Below are 17,924 nucleotides of genomic sequence, written 5' to 3'. Positions count from 1 at the left end.
GTCCTATATTCTTTAACTGAACTACCGGAACCGAAGTATCTCCTTTTTTATAAATCACACGCAATCCTTTCGCCGGATTATCCCAGCTCACTCCTATTTTCTTATTAGGAGAGTATAAACTATCATCTGCTTTCACTGTTATACCAGAAAAGAATACACATACGAAAAGAAGGCATGCTTTCCATGAATTAGAAATTAATTGTCTGTACATAGTTATTTATTCGTTTTTATTGGATTACAAAATTATCCGTTCTTTCAGTAAACAAATTGTATAAAACCGTTTTATACAGGACAATATCGATATACAAAGGGAATATAAACAATTTTTACCCATAAAAAGTTCTTATAATATACTGAAAAAGCGACTTTTTGCACAGTCTTGTGCCCTTTAACAAAACAGGACAATATGCAACAGAGCTTGATAAAGAGGAGATAACAATATAATTTTATATAAAACTTCCCCTAAAAGCGAGGAATCGAGGAAAAACTTTCTACTTTTGCAACTTGTAATTAAAAGAACTCATTTGCAGATGAAAATAAAGTTTTTGCCATTGATTGCAGTACTCTTTGCTGCAACATCTATAATGACATCGTGTTTGGATAATGATGTGGAACAGGTCACTTATACCTCAGAAACCAGTATTACAGGATTTTCATTGAGTACATTGAACATTGACCGAATAGGGAAAGATAAGGATGGGAAAGATAGTGCGTATGTGGATACACTAGATTGCTCAGAATATCCATTCACCATCAATCAAATGACAAGAGAAATCGAGAATAAAGATTCACTCCCTTATGGTACTCACATTGACAAAGTGATAACCAGCGTGACTTACGACGCCGGTGCACTGGCCTACAGACCCAAAGGAACAGATAAAGATACGTTGTGGACTTCTACAGACTCTATCGATTTTTCAGGAGACACTCGTACCATGTCTACTGTTACCCCTATTGAATTTAAGGTATATGCTTACAGCGGTGCAATCGGACAGGCTTATAAAGTGAAAATCAACGTACACCAGCAGGTTCCAGACACTATCTCATGGAAGAAGTTTGACAATTCATTCAGTGCCGGAAATTTAAGTGAACAGAAAGCTGTATATGCTAACGGGAAAGTATATGTATTCGGGAAAAATGGCAACAATACCCAAATTGAATACTCGGATGTAGCAAATGACAATCCTACTTCATGGACTCCCGTTGCAAGTGTACCCGCAAATATAGATACTTACTCTGCTACTGTATGGACAGAAAACATTTATTTCCTGGCAGACACAGTTAACAATAAGAGGCTCTATAAACTGGATGTAACCACCAATGAAATTACCTCCGCAGGTACAGATGTATTCGAAATACTGATTGGTGGAAATGATGTCACAAAGGAACTCTACGCTGTTAAAGGCGGAAAGAGTGGCATATATAAAGAAAATGTATGGACAGAAGATACAAACCCGTTCACACAATTTACAGCAGGTAAGCCTTTCTTCTCCAATACAACTACTGCATCTTACAACAGCAACGTTACTACTACTGTAGCTCTTTGCTATAATCAGGGCACTACAGCCAATGACACAACAGCGTTGGTATTCAACCGCATGTCAAGTGATAGCAAATGGGAAACAAGAATGCAGAATCTTCCACTGCCGAACCTGAAAAACGTCACCATGATTTACTACGACGGAAAGCTGTATGCTTTCGGTGGGGAAAGTGTAAAACCGGAAGTGAAACCTTTCAGCCAGTTCTATTGTTCTACCGATAACGGACTTTGCTGGAGACCTGTCACTGAATGTATGGCTTTCCCAGCAGAATTCGGCACACTTTATACTACACACCACGGCAATTATTCATGCGCCGTAACTCCCAAACTGGAAAACGGAACGTCCAGAGGTAACTTTATCTGGATTGTGTGGGAAGATGGAAGCATCAGCCGAGGACGTATCAACCGACTGGGATTCACTCCTAAATGGTAATCTAAAAAACTGAAAAACAACAAAGCGATGCTATATAAAGACCAAATTGACAAGAACCGGATACCGGCACATATTGCTATCATCATGGATGGCAACGGACGCTGGGCCAAACAGCAGGGACATGCCCGTACTTTCGGACACCAGGCTGGCGCCGAAACCGTACATGTCATTGCGGAAGAAGCCGCACGGCTGGGCGTGAAGTATCTGACTCTTTATACATTCTCTACCGAAAACTGGAATCGTCCGGTAGACGAGGTTGCCGCACTGATGAGTTTGCTTATGGACTCTATTGAAGAAGAAACCTTCATGAAGAACAACATCAGTTTCCGCATCATCGGCGAAACAGAAAAATTGCCGGAAAACGTACTTGCACGATTGAACAAGTGCATCGAACGTACGTCAAAGAACACGGGAATGTGTCTGACTTTAGCATTAAGCTATTCTTCTAAGTGGGAAATCACGGAGGCTGTCAAAAAAATTGCCCGTGAAGTGAAAGAAGGAATACTCACTCCCGAGGAAATTACAGACCAGACCATCGACCGATGTCTGGCCACTCATTATATGCCCGACCCGGACTTGTTAATCAGAACAGGCGGTGAAATCCGATTAAGCAACTATCTGCTCTGGCAGTGCGCTTACGCAGAACTGTACTTCTGTGACACTTTCTGGCCGGACTTCAAGGCCGAAGAATTGTGTAAGGCTATTTGTGACTTTCAAAAAAGAGAACGCCGATTCGGCAAAACCAGTGAACAAATTTAACAAAGAACAATGCAAAACCGTTTTTCACTTATCCTATTGATTGCTGCATGTCTTTCGTCTGCTCCAATGGGGGGATATGCACAGGACAATAATACAACTGAACAAAGCGATAAACCAATTATCCTTTACAACGGAACACCTAAAAAATATGAAATCGCCGACATCAAGGTCAGCGGAGTAAAGAACTATGAGGATTATGTCCTGATAGGTATTTCCGGCTTGGCTGTCGGACAGACTATCACCGTACCAGGAGATGACATCACCTCGGCAGTAAAAAGATACTGGCGTCATGGTTTGTTCTCTGACGTGAAAATCGTAGCAGACAAAATTGTAGACAATAAAATTTACCTGTCTATCCAGCTGACACAACGTCCGCGTATTACCGACATCGTAATCCATGGTGTGAAAAAGAGTGAGCGCGAAGACTTGCAGGCTAAACTGGGTATGGCAAAAGGTACACAGGTTACACCGAACTTGATTGACCGTGCTAAAATTCTGATCAAGAAACATTTTGATGAAAAAGGTTTCAAGAATGCAGAAGTTAACATCGTGGAGCGTGAAGACCCAGAAAATAAGGAACAGGTATATGTAGACGTGAACATTGACAAGAAGGCCAAAGTCAAAGTCCACAAGATTACCATTGAAGGAAATGAGGTCTTGGCCGACAAGAAACTGAAACGTGTCATGAAGAAGACCAACGAAAAAGGTAAACTGATCAACCTTTTCCGTGCCAAGAAGTTTATCAATGAACGTTACGAAGAAGACAAGCAGAAAATCATCGATAAATACAACGAATTAGGTTATCGTGATGCACAAATCGTAGAAGACAGTGTATCTTCATACGATGAAAAGACGGTAGATGTCTACATGAAGATCTACGAAGGACAAAAATATTACCTTCGTGACATCACCTGGGTAGGTAACACGGTATATCCTTCTGACCTGTTGAACGAACAGCTCCGCATGAAACGCGGTGATGTATATAACCAGAAGTTGCTGAACGACCGTATCTCTAACGATGAAGACGCAATCGGTAACAACTACTATAACCGCGGATATGTGTTCTACCGCCTCGATCCGGTGGAGGTAAACATTGACGGTGACTCTATCGACTTGGAAATGCGTATCACGGAAGGTCCGCAGGCTAGCATCAGCCACGTACGTATCAACGGTAATGACCGTCTGTATGAAAACATTGTACGTCGTGAGTTACGTACCCGCCCGGGCGACCTCTTCAGTAAAGAAGCACTGGAACGTTCTTACCGTGAAATCGCACAGATGGGACACTTCAACCCTGAGAATATCAAACCGGATGTACAGCCGAACTTCCAGGACGGTACAGTAGACATCAACTGGGGACTGGAATCAAAAGCTAACGACCAGGTGGAATTCTCCGCAGGTTGGGGACAGACTGGTGTCATCGGTAAGTTGAGCTTGAAGTTTACTAACTTCTCATTTGCGAACTTGTTCCGCAAGAACGACAACTACCGCGGTATCCTGCCACAAGGTGACGGACAAACACTGACCATCAGTGGACAGACCAACGGACGCTACTATCAGTCATACAGCGTATCGTTCTTCGACCCATGGTTTGGCGGCAAGCGTCCGAACTCGTTCTCTGTTTCTGCTTTCTACTCTATCCAGACCGACGTAAGCAGCCAATATTATAACTCTGCCTACATGAACAACTACTACAACATGTTAAGCGGATACGGATATTACGGAGGCTACGGAAGCTATTATGACAACTACGAATCTTACTACAACCCCGACAAGTCTATCAAGATGTTCGGTGTATCTGTAGGATGGGGTAAGCGTCTGCGCTGGCCGGATGACTACTTTACCTTGTCGGCTGAATTATCTTACCAGCGATTCATGCTGAAAGACTGGAGTTACCTCTATATCAAACTGAACAACGGACAGTACATGAACACCGGTAACTGTAATAACCTGAGCCTAAACCTGACCTTGTCACGTAACTCTACGGATAACCCGATTTTCCCGCGTTACGGTTCAGAATTCTCGGCTTCTTTGCAGATTACTCCGCCGTACTCTCTGTTTAGCAAGAAGGACTACTCTACTTACGGTAAAGACAACTACCACGATGCGGCCAGCATGTACAAGTGGATTGAATACCACAAGTGGAAATTCAAAGCCAAAACTTATACAGCCTTGATGGATATCCAGAAATGTCCGGTTATCATGACCCGTACAGAATTCGGTATCCTCGGTCACTTCAACAAATACAAACGTTCACCGTTTGAAACCTTCTACGTGGGAGGTGACGGTATGACAGGTTACAGCTACAACTACGCATCCGAAACCATCGCCCTGCGTGGATATGAAAACGGTTCATTGACTCCGTACGGAAGTGAAGGTTATGCTTACATCCGTCTGGGTGCCGAACTCCGCTACCCGCTGATGCTGGAAAACTCTACCAGTATCTATGCACTGGGCTTCGTGGAAGCAGGTAACGCATGGAACAACGTGACCGACTTTAACCCCTTCCAGTTGAAACGTTCTGCCGGATTCGGTGTACGTATCTTCCTGCCAATGATTGGTATGATGGGTATCGACTGGGCTTACGGTTTCGACAAGATTGACGGTTCAATGCAATACAGCGGAAGCCAGTTCCACTTTATCATCGGACAAGAATTCTAACACTTAAAAACCAATGATTATGAAGAGACTCATTTTATCCGTTATGCTGTTAGTGGCCGCCGTGGGTATGGCCTCAGCACAGAAATTCGCACTGGTAGATATGGAGTATATCCTCAAGCAGATTCCTTCTTATCAACAGGCCAACCAACAGATGGAGTCACTGTCAAAGCAATGGCAAAGCCAGATTGAGGCCAAAGCCAACGAAGCAAAAAAGCTGTATGAAGATTACCAGAAAAGCGCCAACACACTTTCTGCTACTCAGAAAACCAGCAAAGAGGAAGCTATCGTAGCCAAAGAAAAAGAAGCGGCAGAACTCCGCAAGCAATATTTCGGACCGGAAGGCGAACTGATGAAGAAACGCCAGGAGCTGATTTCTCCGATTCAGGATGCCATCTACAATGCCGTGAAAGAGATTGCTACCCAGCGCGGATATGATGCCGTAATAGACCGTGCGTCAGCACAGAGCATGATTTTTGCTTCCCCACGCATTGATATAAGCAATGAGGTTCTTGCAAAATTAGGATATTCAAATTAATTTTATACATTTGCAACCAGGTGATAAGAACCCTGTTTTATACACTGAATTAATTAATAACAAATAGAAACTTGAGATTATGTTGAAGAAAATTGCTTTTTTACTTTTGCTCATCGCACCGATGAGTGTATTCGCACAAAAATTTGCGCACTTTAAATCAATGGATATTATCCCTGTAATGCCGGAATGGGCTAAGGCACAGACAGACATCCAGACCATGCAGAAACAATACGAAGACGAAATCAAACGTGCTTCTGACGAATTCAACAAGAAATTTGCAGAATACCAGCAGGAACAGAAGAACCTGCCACAAAATATTCAGGAACGCCGCCAGAAAGAGCTGCAGGATTTGCAGGAAAAAGGTATGCAGTTCCAGCAGGATGCACAGCAGCAGTTGCAGAAAGCATACGGTGACATGATGGAACCTATCTACAAAAAACTGGAAGATGCCGTTAAGGCTGTAGGTAAAGCTGGTGCTTATACTTACGTATTCGATTTGAACCGTACTGACATTCCTTACATTGACGAAACTCAGTCAAAAGATATTACAAACGACATCAAGACTAAGTTGGGCATCAGCCTGACAGCTGTTCCTGCTACTCCGGTAGCTCCTGCAGCAAATTCTGCTCAGTAATAAAAGGAACTCTTTGTCGTCCTGACTACATGTCATTCAGAGAAACACGAAAAAGATTTCTCTGAATGACATTTTTCTTTTCAAACCTTTCAAACGTTTTCCCATGTACCCTCTATCTGCCCCTCACACCGGTCCCATCGGAGTTTTCGACTCCGGATACGGAGGTCTTACCATTTTAGGAAAATTCATCGAACGACTGCCACAGTACGATTACCTGTACTTGGGAGATAATGCCCGTGCTCCATACGGCACACGCTCGTTCGAAGTGGTCTACGACTTCACCCTACAGGCTGTCAAGAAATTGTTTGAACTGGGCTGCCCGCTGGTCATCCTGGCCTGCAATACGGCTTCCGCCAAGGCTCTTCGCAGCATCCAGCAGAACGACCTTCCTCACATGGATCCGACCCGCCGCGTATTGGGAGTAATCCGCCCCACAGTGGAATGTATCGGTGAAATCACTCGCAACGGGCACGTAGGTCTGCTGGCCACAGCCGGCACCGTACGCTCCGAATCCTATCCGCTGGAGATTAAAAAGATTTTTCCGGACATTCAGGTCACAGGAATGGCCTGCCCCATGTGGGTGCCACTGGTAGAGAACAAGGAATACGACGGTGACGGAGCCGACTATTTCGTCAAGAAATACATTGATACCATCCTGCAGAAAGACCCGGACATCGACACTCTGATTTTAGGCTGTACGCACTATCCCCTGCTTCTGCAAAAGATACGGCAGTACACCCCCTCGCACATCCGACTGGTAACGCAAGGCGAGTATGTAAGCGAAAGCCTGAAGGACTATCTGTCGCGTCATCCAGACATGGACGCACGCTGTTCCAAGAACAAGCGACGGGAGTTTCTCACCACAGAATCGGTCGAGAAATTCCGGGAATCGGCTTCAGTATTCTTACACTGCACAGACGTACATGTACGCAACGTCCAACTTGAATAAAACAAAAATGGTCCGCCTCTGAATCTTCTCACAGAGACGGACCATTTTTGTTTTATATGAACTGACTTCTATTCAGCCACAAAAGTCGCGTGCTGCACATTCCGGCTGTCCGGACCTACCATCACTTCAAACTCTCCCGGTTCATATCCATATTCCAGACGAGAATTATAATACTTCAAATCATCCTCATCGAGCACAAACTCTACATTCTGTGTCTCTCCCTTTTTAAGGGCCACACGGCGGAAAGCTTTCAGTTCCTTCACCGGACGGGAGATTTCCGCATACACATCATGAAGATACAGCTGCACAATCTCTATTCCATCGCACTCACCTGAATTGGTTACAGGCACGGTTACCTTCAACTGCCCACCCTTAGCCATACGCTCCGCACTCAACTGCAAATTACCGTAACGGAAAGTGGTATAACTCAAACCATAGCCAAAAGGATAAAGCGGTTCATTACTCTGGTCGATGTAATTGCTGCCATAACGGTTGAAAGTGGTATCATCCGTATCCGGACGACCCGTATTCAGGTGATTATAATAAAGCGGCAACTGCCCCACCGCACGTGGGAAACTCGTAGTCAGCTTACCCGAAGGAGACACGTCACCAAACATCACATCGGCAATGGCATCACCCGCTTCACTGCCGGCAAACCACACATTCAGGATAGCCGGTACATGCTCAGACTCCCAGCATAAATCCAGCGGACGACCGGTAAACAAAGCCAGTACCACCGGCTTTCCGGTAGCTACCAATGCCTTCAACAAATCTTTCTGCGCATCCGGGATCTGAATATCTGTACGAGAAGAAGACTCCCCGCTCATCTCGGCACTCTCACCCAATGCAGCCACAATCACATCGGCAGAAGCCGCCACGCGCAAAGCCTCAGCCCGCAACTGACGGTCATCGCCACGTGTCAGCGGACGAGGTTCGACCGCCCCTTTCTCTATATGCTCACTATAATACACGTTGCTTCCTTTGGCATAAGAAACCGTAGCCTTATCACCTACCGCACGACGGAAAGCTTCGTACATCGTCACATGGCGATCTGTCTGACAATCCATGTTCCACGTGCCGCACATATTGTTCTGCGCATCAGCCATCGGCCCAATCAATGCAATGCGTCCTTTTTTCTGCAAAGGCAACAACTTACCCTCGTTCTTCAACAGCACAAACGTTTCAGCCGCAATCTCACGTGCCGCTTTACGATTCGCCTCCGTAAACAATTCCTTGCGTCCTCGAAACGTATCACAATACTTATAAGGATTCTCAAACAATCCTAACTTATACTTGGCTTCCAATACCCGACGGCAGGCCTCGTCAATCCGCTCCTGCGTCACGGCCTTCTCCTTCAATGAAGCTTCCAGCGTATGCAAGAAACCATGTGCCACCATATCCATGTCCGTTCCTGCATTCAACGCCCGTGCAGAAGCCTCCTTCAAGTCGGCCACCCCATGAGTCTTCATCTCACCAATCGAATTGTAGTCGGTCACCACAAACCCCGTGAACCCCCACTCATTGCGGAGCAAATCCGTCAGCAGCCATTTGTCGGCTGTAGCAGGTACCCCGTTGATGGTATTAAACGAGCTCATCACCGAACCCACTCCGGCTTCCACCGCCCCTTTATAAGGAGCCAGGTACACATTATACATCAGGTTTCGACTCATATCCACCGAATTGTAGTCACGTCCCGATTCCGAAGCTCCATACAGTGCAAAGTGCTTCACACAGGCCATGATTTCATTGTTCTGCTTCATGCCGTCACCCTGATAACCGCGCACATACGCTCCGGCCATCAGCGCACCGAGGTATGGGTCCTCCCCACTTCCTTCTGCAATACGTCCCCAGCGGGCATCCCGACAGATGTCTACCATCGGACTGAAGGTCCAGCTGATTCCATCGGCACTAGCTTCCGTGGCAGAAATACGTGCCATACGTGTCACCGCCGCCGTATCCCAGCTACAAGAAAGGGCCAACGGAATCGGGAAGATTGTTTCGTACCCGTGAATCACATCAGCACCCACTATCAAAGGAATTCCCAGACGAGTCTCCTCCACCGCCATACGCTGCATCTGGTAAATCTTATCCACTCCCTTCACATTGAAAAAGCCGCCGACCTCACCAGCCCGGATAGCTTCTGCCATCTTGCTGTTCTTCACTGCTCCCGACACTAGGTCATTCCCAGCCGGCAGATTCAACTGTCCTAACTTTTCCTGCAAGGTCATCCTTCCCATCAGGTCACTGATAAAGCGGTCCATCTCCGCATCCTTTCCCCCGGAATTCGGCGAAGAACATCCTGCCATTGACAAAATCAAGGCCCCCGCCTTTACAAACTGACTTATTTTTCCCATAGATATCGTATTTTTTAGAATTCGTTCCTCCAAAAATATCAATTTTTCAAACAAAACGAGCCAGAAATACGAGGTTTATTTTCGCACTTACCAGAACGCAAGTACATTTTAAAAAAACACAAGTGCATTCGAAAGGAAACACAAGTGCGTCTTACCTCAAATGAACTTGTGTTTCAAACAAAACCCTTTGGCATTCTCTTCCAAACGCTTCAAGGTTTCCCATAGCAGCTGAAAAAAGGCGTAAAAATCAACAGGAAACCGCTTTTTTCATACCAAAATCATGGATATTCAATAAAAAGACTTACTTTTGCGGAAGATTGCCCTTGTAGTTCAACGGATAGAATAGAAGTTTCCTAAACTTTAGATTCGGGTTCGATTCCCGACGAGGGTACAAAAAATAAGCCGCTCTCCCTTGAAGGAAAAGCGGCTTATTTTTTTGCCTGCAGCAAGTAACGGATTACTTACGAAGACCAAGTTCTTTAACAATAGCACGGTATCTTTCGATATCACGGCTCTTCAGGTAGTTCAGCAAAGAACGACGCTTACCTACCAAAGTTGTCAAAGCTCTTTCAGTGCTATAATCTTTTCTGTTGAGCTTCATGTGCTCAGTCAGGTGAGAAATACGGTATGAAAACAATGCTATCTGCGCTTCAGGTGAGCCAGTATCAGTGTTAGACTTTCCGTACTTTCCAAAGATTTCTTGTTTTTTAGCTGCGTCTAAATACATAATTTGACTATTTATTAAAATGTATAAATTTGATTTGCGGATGCAAAGGTAAGCATAATCTTTCAGACTACAAGCGTTTTACATCTTTTTTTCACACGAAAAGACAGAATCTTCTTCATCGCTCCTCTCCGACTTTCACCCTCAGAAAGACCGGTCTTCTCCCCTGCGTTTACGCCAAAAAATATAAAAACCCTGCATAAAATACCTGTCTTTCGCTGAAAAACAGTAATTTTGCACACAATTATATATAGGTATAGTATGCAAGACATTAGAAACATTGCCATTATTGCTCACGTTGACCACGGAAAAACAACTCTGGTGGACAAGATGATGCTGGCGGGACATCTGTTCCGCAACGACCAGACCAACGGTGAACTGGTTTTGGATAACAACGACCTGGAGCGTGAAAGAGGTATAACCATTCTTTCTAAAAACGTATCCATCAATTACAACGGTACAAAAATCAACATTATCGATACTCCGGGACACGCCGACTTCGGTGGAGAAGTGGAACGTGTCTTGAACATGGCCGACGGATGTATTCTGCTGGTAGACGCTTTTGAAGGTCCGATGCCGCAGACCCGCTTCGTGCTTCAGAAAGCCCTGCAAATTGGATTGAAACCTATCGTAGTGGTAAACAAGGTAGACAAACCGAACTGCCGTCCGGAAGAAGTATATGAAATGGTGTTCGACCTGATGTTCAGCCTCAACGCCACAGAAGACCAGCTGGACTTCCCGGTAATCTACGGTTCTGCCAAGAACAACTGGATGGGTGAAGACTGGAAAACTCCGACCGGCACCATCACTCCGCTGCTGGACGCCATCGTGAAATACATTCCGGCTCCGAAACAGCTGGAAGGAACTCCGCAGATGCTGATTACTTCACTTGACTATTCTTCTTATACCGGACGTATTGCCGTAGGCCGCGTGCACAGAGGTACGCTGAAAGAAGGTATGAACATCACCCTGGCTAAACGCGACGGTACATTGGTGAAATCTAAAATCAAGGAAGTACATACCTTCGAAGGACTGGGCCGCAAGAAAGTAGAATCCGTATCTTCTGGCGACATCTGTGCCATCATCGGTGTGGAAGGCTTCGAAATCGGTGATACCATCTGCGACTTCGAAAATCCGGAACCGCTGCCACCTATCGCTATCGACGAACCGACCATGAGCATGCTGTTCACCATCAACGACTCTCCATTCTTCGGTAAGGAAGGAAAATACGTGACTTCACGTCACATTCACGACCGCCTGACGAAAGAGTTGGACAAGAACCTGGCACTGCGCGTACGCAAGACGGAAAACGAAGACGGAAAATGGATTGTTTCCGGACGTGGTGTGCTCCACTTGTCTGTATTGATTGAAACCATGCGTCGTGAAGGTTACGAACTTCAGGTAGGACAACCGCAGGTTATCTTCAAGGAAATCGACGGTGTGAAGTGCGAACCGATTGAAGAACTGACCATCAGCGTGCCTGAAGAATTTGCTAGCAAGATGATTGATATGGTAACCCGCCGTAAAGGTGAAATGGTATCCATGGAAACTCAGGGCGACCGTGTAAACATTGAATTTGACATGCCGTCACGCGGTATCATCGGTCTGCGTACCAACGTGCTGACTGCTTCTCAGGGAGAAGCCATCATGGCTCACCGCTTCAAGGAATACCAGCCGTTCAAGGGCGACATTCCTCGCCGTACCAACGGTTCAATGATTGCCATGGAATCAGGAACTGCCTTTGCTTACGCCATCGACAAGTTGCAGGATCGCGGTAAGTTCTTTATCTATCCGCAAGACGAAGTATATGCCGGACAGGTGGTAGGTGAACACGTTCATGAAAACGACCTGGTGATTAACGTAACCAAATCAAAGAAGCTGACCAACATGCGTGCTTCTGGTTCTGACGACAAGGCCCGTATCATTCCGCCGGTTATCTTCTCGCTGGAAGAAGCGTTGGAATACATCAAGGAAGATGAATACGTGGAAGTAACTCCGAAGAGCATGCGTATGCGTAAAGTCATTCTGGACGAAACGGAACGTAAACGTGCCAACAAGAACTAATTCATTCTTTATATAAAAGTAAACCGGACTTTCAGAGGTTCTCGCCTCGTGAAAGTCCGGTTTACTTTTTATATGCTGTTTTAAGTTATTCTCTATAAACCAGCTCATTGTTGTTCATCCGCTGCATGTACTGCTGGATGATTGACTTCAGCTGGGTTTCCATTTCTTTCCGCACTTCCTGCGGCATGCTGTCTTTCACATCGTCCTTCATCAGTACATCTGTACGGAAACGATAGGCATGAATCACTTTTTCTCCGTCGAACTGAATCAGGTAATCACCTTTCAGGAACTGGTAGATGCCGCTGCCATTAATATAGTTCACGGCAAATTTTTCACTCAGTGGCGTATGAAGTGCATCCTGCCCGAAGCCTATATAAGGACGGTCATACCCAAGTATGCCCAGCACCGTAGGCATAATATCGATTTGCTCCACAATCATTTCTGTGTTCCGCCCTTTCAGCTCCGGCAAACCGGGAGCATAAAATAAGATTGGAACCTTGTAAGCACCCAAATCTGTCACATACTCCGGATGTTCGTTCATACTGGCATGGTCGGCCGTCAATACAAAAAGCGTATTCTTAAACCAAGGCTGACGAGAAGCCGTTGCAAAGAACTGACGCAAGGCATTATCTGTATAACCTATACATTCATGTATCGGATGAGTTCCTTTAGGAAATACATTCTTATACCGTTCGGGCAGTGCATACGGATTATGCGAGGTAGCCGTAAAGACTGAAGTAATAAAAGGCTCTTTAAACTCCGTCATTCGCTTGCAATAGAACTGCAAAAACTCTTCGTCCCATATAGCCCATGTACCGTCAAAATCATCATCTCCATGAAACGCCGGATCCTCATTATATTCCGTACGTCCCCAGTAGCTGTCAAAACCCACAGAATTGGCAAAAGCTTGAAAACCCATTGAACCGTTCATGGCCCCATGGAAGAAAGCCGAATAATATCCCTTATACTTTAACTCGCGTGCCAGGCTGGACACATCATTCAGTGAAGCAGGAGTCAGGAAAAACGGCTCTACAAAGCTTGGAATGGAGGACAATACAGACGGCATGCCGTCAATACTCTTCCGGCCATTACTATAAGAATATTCAAAGGTCAGTCCTTTAGTCAACAAAGAATCCAGAAAAGGAGTATAGCCTTTATAGGTCCCGTTATCGAGATGTGGATTAAAACTACCTACAAATTCTTTACTGAAGCTTTCCACAATCAGCACCACCACATTCATCGGACGGAACTGCACGGAATCAGCCGGAACATGAAGAGGAGTATAAACCTTTTCCGCTTCCGCATCTGTCAAATATTGAGGAATCACAAATGCCGTTTTTCCTAATGTGCGGAACAAAGAAAAAGGAGTATTCAATACCAGGCAGGCATCTACCGGCCTGTCGGCATACTGGTTAGCATTACTGATGGTTATAGGACGGGTAGCAGCCGTCATTCCTCCTCGCATACCAAACACGACAAACGGAATAGCTGCCACCAGTGTCAGCGTCTGTACCGTATAATATCCCCATTTATTCCCAGACAACTGCAGACGCGGAGCACGATACATCCGGTAAAGAAAATAACAAAGAGCCGCCGCTAACAGCACTAAATACCAGTTTGCCGCAAATTCTTTTAAAATGATGGATGTCAGATTACCCCCTGCTTCATGACTGAACTCCTGGAACACAGACGTGGTGGTACGTCGTCCGGAGAAACGGAAATACACGCAATCTACCAGATTGGAAAGCAGGAAAAAAGTATTTACAATCACAAATATCCACCGTATCACCCGGTAAAAGCCTTCCCGTTCCTTCCAATGGAAAGGAAACAAGAACAGAAGAATAAACAAAGCATTACTGTAAAGAATGGCTGTCGTATCGAAAATGGTACCGGCACCAAACAAACGGCACATATATCCCCATTCAAACTGTTCACTAAACAAACTCCAGTTTGTCAGCAAGAATGTCAAGCGGCAGATAAAATAGCACACATAGACAAGCAATAAGTTCCAAGCCAACGAAAGCACATTCGAAAAAAGTGTCTTATTCTTCATATCCATTTAGTTTTTAGGGCGGTAAAGTTAGTTATATTTTTGCAAACCTATAGAAATACCAGTTTATTTATATCTTTGCAACTTCACTACATAAATCTTTAGATACATGAAGAAAAAAAGCATCATCAAACTAAGTATCACGGCAGTTATTCTCATCGCTTTAGGCTGCTGGATAAACTCCCGATGGAATGCCTGGTTCGGTAATCCCCCAGAAGCAGTTTACAGTCCCCTGAACGAACCTGGAAGAATCTTGCTGACGTTTGGAGACGAGAATGCCTTGTCGCGCAACATCAGCTGGCAGTATGATTCCATTGTATATCCTTCTCATGTAGAACTGGCTGACACCTTCTCTAAAGATACCTTGCATATTGATGCAACAGGTGAAGTCTTCCAATCCCGTAGTGGAAAGGCCGCTTACTACGTCGCCAGACTACGCTCCTTAAAGCCATCTCATTCTTACAGCTATCGCGTATGCAGTAATGGGAAATATTCTCTCTGGTATCACTTCCAGACTCATAATCAGCCGACTCAGGATAGCTACAGTTTCTTATATGTGGGTGATGTGCAAGATTCTATCAACGGAAAAACCAATTATTTCCTGAAAAAGGCACTGCAAGCACATCCTGAGACTGAATTTCTCGTATGCGGAGGCGACCTTACCGAACGCCCTATTGATGCCTACTGGGGAGAAACTTTCCGTGGTCTGGATTCTATTGCACAATGTCTTCCTGTCTTGACCGTAACAGGTAATCATGATTACTTGAAATATCCCATCCGGAAACTGGAACGACGCTTTTCATTGATATTCTCTTATTATCTGGACTCCATGATAGGCGAAAACCAGGTATACACACTGAAATACAATGACATGCAATTGTTCTGTTTGGACAGTAACCGCGAATTTTTCTATTTATGGACACAACGGAAATGGTTGAAAGAACAGTTGGAAAAGAGTAATGCACGCTGGAAGATAGTAGTGCTTCATCATCCGCTTTATTCCATCAAAGGGAAATACAACAACCTGATTCAGAAGTCAATGTTCAACTCACTGATTCAGGAACATCATGTCGATTTGGTGTTACAAGGTCACGAACATTCGTATGGCCGAATGACAGGTCATGATGAAAATAACAACCCAACAGTCCCAGTATATACAGTGAGCCATTGCTCTCCGAAAACTTACCGGATTTACTTCGGAGAAGATTTTGATAAATTCGGTATTGACGGGAAATACTACCAACAGATACAAGTAAAAGGAGATACATTACTCATGAACTCCTTTGATGCAACTAACGGCAACTTGTATGACTGCATCAAGATTGTCAAGAAAAATGACCAGACAGAAATCTTAGATTGCGGAAAAGATATTCCTGAAAACCTGAACTTCAGTCCTGCTCCTGGCAATAAAAAAGATATGAAATACATGGAGCGTATCAATGAATATAAACAAAGACGTCATATTGAATTATAAACAAAACCGCTATGCTTTTCAATTCTTATGAATTCCTAATCTTTTTACCTATTGTATTTCTGCTCTATTGGTTTGTTTTTAAACCCTTGAAGTGGCAAAACCTCTTTATTGTAATAGCCAGTTATACATTCTATGGATGGTGGGACTGGAGATTTCTGCTCCTAATGGCATTTACTACATTCTGTAGTTTTTTAAGTGGAATTCTGCTAGAGAAAAATGAGAATAACCGCCAAAAACAAAAAATCATCAGTGCCACCAATATTATTCTCAACCTGTTAATTCTCTGCATATTCAAATACTGTAACTTTTTTGGCGAGAATCTGGCTGCACTATGCAGATGTCTGGGATGGGGTATAGACTGGATAACACTTGACATTCTATTACCCGTAGGAATCAGCTTCTATACCTTCCAGGCCTTGAGTTATACCATCGATGTGTACCAGCATAAAATAAAGCCCACACACGATATCATCGCTTTTTTCGCTTTTATCAGTTTTTTCCCACAATTGGTAGCTGGACCTATTGAACGTGCCACCAACTTATTACCACAATTCCTGCAAGGCCGGCAATTTTCTTATGAAAAAGCAACCGACGGAATGAGACAAATTTTGTGGGGACTATTCAAAAAAATGGTGGTCGCAGACAATTGTGCGGCAGCTGTCAATACCATATTTGCCGATTATCAGAGTTTAGAAGGAAGCCAGCTTCTATTAGGTGCCATTTTCTTCACTTTCCAAATTTATGGCGATTTCTCAGGATATTCCGACATAGCCATCGGTACAGCCAGACTCTTTGGAATTAATTTAATGCGAAATTTCAATTATCCCTATTTTTCACGCGATATTGCAGAGTTTTGGCGTAGATGGCACATATCTCTTACAACTTGGTTTCGCGATTATATTTACTTCCCGTTAGGAGGAAGCAGGTGCAGCAAACTTAAAACGATACGCAATACCTTAATCATTTTCCTTGTCAGCGGTTTCTGGCATGGAGCCAACTGGACATTCATTGTTTGGGGAGCTTTTCATGGCTTGCTATTCCTGCCATTACTTATTGGAGGAAGAAACCGAAGATACACTACAGACATTGTAGCTAAGGGCAGGATATTTCCTTCCATCAAGGAATTCTGTCAGATGTTAACTACCTTCATTTTAGCAATGATAGGATGGGTTATCTTCCGTGCAGAAACAATCCAACAAGCATGGGAATATTTATTCCGTATGGTCACCACGTTTGACTTTTCTCTTCCCGCACATGGAAAAGATCCACTTATCTACATCGGTATTTTATTAGTCATAGAATGGATACAACGAGAGAAACAATTTGGACTACAAATTGAAAAGAAGGGAATATTTCAATATCGTAGTATCCGATGGGGAATTTACTATATCGTATTTATCACAACTTTTTTACTGGCTGGAAAACAAGCCGAATTCATTTACTTCCAGTTTTAACTATATCAAAAAATAAAATAGAGAGACAATATGAAAAACTTTTTAAAATATGTAGGTGTCTTCTCCGCATCACTCATTCTACTCATAATAGGAGTGGAATATATGCTACGCCAGGTTCCTAATGCGTTAGCCTTCAAAAAAGAATTAATTGAGAAACATACACAAGATACTAAGAATCTAATTATTGGCAGCTCTGTAGTCAACTGTGGAATCAATCCAGCCTATCTAGCTGATAGCACGTACAATTTAGCCATCTCCGGAGAATGGTTCAGATTCAATCAGATTTTACTAGA

General features: G+C 44.1%; 12 protein-coding genes, 1 tRNA gene and 2 pseudogenes. 11 read left to right on the top strand and 4 right to left on the bottom strand.

What is annotated here, in order from left to right; translation table 11 throughout:
- Window positions 1–211: pseudogene (locus tag WKT20_RS15455) on the bottom strand (glycoside hydrolase family 97 protein); the annotation flags it as partial.
- A gap of 319 nt (window positions 212–530) precedes the next feature.
- Between WKT20_RS15455 and WKT20_RS15450 the strand changes: the two are divergent.
- The 6 genes from WKT20_RS15450 to murI all read left to right on the top strand — a co-directional run bounded on the left by WKT20_RS15450 (window position 531) and on the right by murI (window position 7,511).
- Window positions 531–1,973 carry a DUF6242 domain-containing protein gene (locus WKT20_RS15450; RefSeq protein WP_340417663.1) on the top strand — a complete coding sequence of 481 codons (1,443 nt, stop codon included), beginning with the start codon at window positions 531–533 and terminating at the stop codon, window positions 1,971–1,973.
- A gap of 27 nt (window positions 1,974–2,000) precedes the next feature.
- Complete coding sequence (locus tag WKT20_RS15445; RefSeq protein ID WP_304210719.1) at window positions 2,001–2,732, top strand: isoprenyl transferase; 732 nt, start codon at window positions 2,001–2,003, stop codon at window positions 2,730–2,732.
- Window positions 2,733–2,741: 9 nt separating this feature from the next.
- Window positions 2,742–5,393 carry an outer membrane protein assembly factor BamA gene (gene bamA / locus WKT20_RS15440; protein WP_118165765.1) on the top strand — a complete coding sequence of 884 codons (2,652 nt, stop codon included), beginning with the start codon at window positions 2,742–2,744 and terminating at the stop codon, window positions 5,391–5,393.
- A gap of 19 nt (window positions 5,394–5,412) precedes the next feature.
- A complete protein-coding gene (locus WKT20_RS15435; protein ID WP_040312713.1) occupies window positions 5,413–5,928 on the top strand; it encodes an OmpH family outer membrane protein in 516 nt (171 codons plus the stop codon).
- A 79-nt stretch (window positions 5,929–6,007) separates the two neighbouring features.
- The gene (locus WKT20_RS15430; protein WP_118441982.1) at window positions 6,008–6,562 is read left to right on the top strand and encodes an OmpH family outer membrane protein; all 555 of its coding nucleotides are present in this window, start codon (window positions 6,008–6,010) and stop codon (window positions 6,560–6,562) included.
- A gap of 103 nt (window positions 6,563–6,665) precedes the next feature.
- The gene (gene murI, locus WKT20_RS15425; RefSeq protein ID WP_007560683.1) at window positions 6,666–7,511 is read left to right on the top strand and encodes a glutamate racemase; all 846 of its coding nucleotides are present in this window, start codon (window positions 6,666–6,668) and stop codon (window positions 7,509–7,511) included.
- Between the two features lie 68 nt (window positions 7,512–7,579).
- Here the strand turns inward: murI and bglX are convergent, their stop codons facing one another.
- Entirely contained in the window at window positions 7,580–9,817 is a 2,238-nt protein-coding gene (gene bglX, locus WKT20_RS15420) for a beta-glucosidase BglX (protein WP_445323291.1), read from the bottom strand.
- Window positions 9,818–10,184: 367 nt separating this feature from the next.
- Between bglX and WKT20_RS15415 the strand changes: the two genes are divergently transcribed.
- Window positions 10,185–10,256 (top strand) — tRNA-Arg (locus tag WKT20_RS15415).
- Window positions 10,257–10,322: 66 nt separating this feature from the next.
- Here the strand turns inward: WKT20_RS15415 and rpsO are convergent.
- Window positions 10,323–10,592: a 30S ribosomal protein S15 gene (gene rpsO / locus WKT20_RS15410; protein ID WP_007560687.1), complete on the bottom strand. Its 270-nt coding sequence runs from the start codon at window positions 10,590–10,592 to the stop codon at window positions 10,323–10,325.
- 258 nt (window positions 10,593–10,850) lie between these two features.
- Between rpsO and typA the strand changes: the two genes are divergently transcribed.
- Window positions 10,851–12,653, top strand: coding sequence for a translational GTPase TypA (gene typA, locus WKT20_RS15405; RefSeq protein ID WP_117701016.1), 1,803 nt, complete (start codon window positions 10,851–10,853; stop codon window positions 12,651–12,653).
- A gap of 85 nt (window positions 12,654–12,738) precedes the next feature.
- Here the strand turns inward: typA and WKT20_RS15400 are convergent, their stop codons facing one another.
- Window positions 12,739–14,712: an LTA synthase family protein gene (locus WKT20_RS15400; RefSeq protein ID WP_118165773.1), complete on the bottom strand. Its 1,974-nt coding sequence runs from the start codon at window positions 14,710–14,712 to the stop codon at window positions 12,739–12,741.
- A 100-nt stretch (window positions 14,713–14,812) separates the two neighbouring features.
- Here WKT20_RS15400 and WKT20_RS15395 point away from each other — a divergent pair, with 100 nt between their 5' ends.
- From WKT20_RS15395 to WKT20_RS15385, 3 genes and pseudogenes are all read left to right on the top strand, one after another.
- On the top strand, window positions 14,813–16,177 hold the full coding sequence (locus tag WKT20_RS15395) for a metallophosphoesterase family protein (protein WP_340417661.1): 1,365 nt from the start codon (window positions 14,813–14,815) through the stop codon (window positions 16,175–16,177).
- 11 nt (window positions 16,178–16,188) lie between these two features.
- A complete protein-coding gene (locus WKT20_RS15390) occupies window positions 16,189–17,631 on the top strand; it encodes an MBOAT family O-acyltransferase (RefSeq protein ID WP_340417660.1) in 1,443 nt (480 codons plus the stop codon).
- 30 nt (window positions 17,632–17,661) lie between these two features.
- Window positions 17,662–17,924: pseudogene (locus WKT20_RS15385) on the top strand (hypothetical protein); the annotation flags it as partial.

This window comes from Phocaeicola sp. ICN-14070 (assembly GCF_037892625.1).
Classification (GTDB): Bacteria; Bacteroidota; Bacteroidia; order Bacteroidales; family Bacteroidaceae; genus Phocaeicola; species Phocaeicola plebeius.
The sequence above is the reverse complement of the archived record's forward strand: the minus strand, read 5'-3'. Positions and strand labels throughout refer to the sequence as shown.

What these genes read in the sequence shown, in the direction of transcription:
- WKT20_RS15450 (WP_340417663.1), top strand. Translation starts at nt 531, where the DNA reads ATGAAAATAAAGTTTTTGCCATTGATTGCAGTACTCTTTGCTGCAACA.
- WKT20_RS15445 (WP_304210719.1), top strand. Translation starts at nt 2,001, where the DNA reads ATGCTATATAAAGACCAAATTGACAAGAACCGGATACCGGCACATATT.
- bamA (WP_118165765.1), top strand. Translation starts at nt 2,742, where the DNA reads ATGCAAAACCGTTTTTCACTTATCCTATTGATTGCTGCATGTCTTTCG.
- WKT20_RS15435 (WP_040312713.1), top strand. Translation starts at nt 5,413, where the DNA reads ATGAAGAGACTCATTTTATCCGTTATGCTGTTAGTGGCCGCCGTGGGT.
- WKT20_RS15430 (WP_118441982.1), top strand. Translation starts at nt 6,008, where the DNA reads ATGTTGAAGAAAATTGCTTTTTTACTTTTGCTCATCGCACCGATGAGT.
- murI (WP_007560683.1), top strand. Translation starts at nt 6,666, where the DNA reads ATGTACCCTCTATCTGCCCCTCACACCGGTCCCATCGGAGTTTTCGAC.
- bglX (WP_445323291.1), bottom strand. Translation starts at nt 9,817, where the DNA reads ATGGCAGGATGTTCTTCGCCGAATTCCGGGGGAAAGGATGCGGAGATG.
- rpsO (WP_007560687.1), bottom strand. Translation starts at nt 10,592, where the DNA reads ATGTATTTAGACGCAGCTAAAAAACAAGAAATCTTTGGAAAGTACGGA.
- typA (WP_117701016.1), top strand. Translation starts at nt 10,851, where the DNA reads ATGCAAGACATTAGAAACATTGCCATTATTGCTCACGTTGACCACGGA.
- WKT20_RS15400 (WP_118165773.1), bottom strand. Translation starts at nt 14,712, where the DNA reads ATGGATATGAAGAATAAGACACTTTTTTCGAATGTGCTTTCGTTGGCT.
- WKT20_RS15395 (WP_340417661.1), top strand. Translation starts at nt 14,813, where the DNA reads ATGAAGAAAAAAAGCATCATCAAACTAAGTATCACGGCAGTTATTCTC.
- WKT20_RS15390 (WP_340417660.1), top strand. Translation starts at nt 16,189, where the DNA reads ATGCTTTTCAATTCTTATGAATTCCTAATCTTTTTACCTATTGTATTT.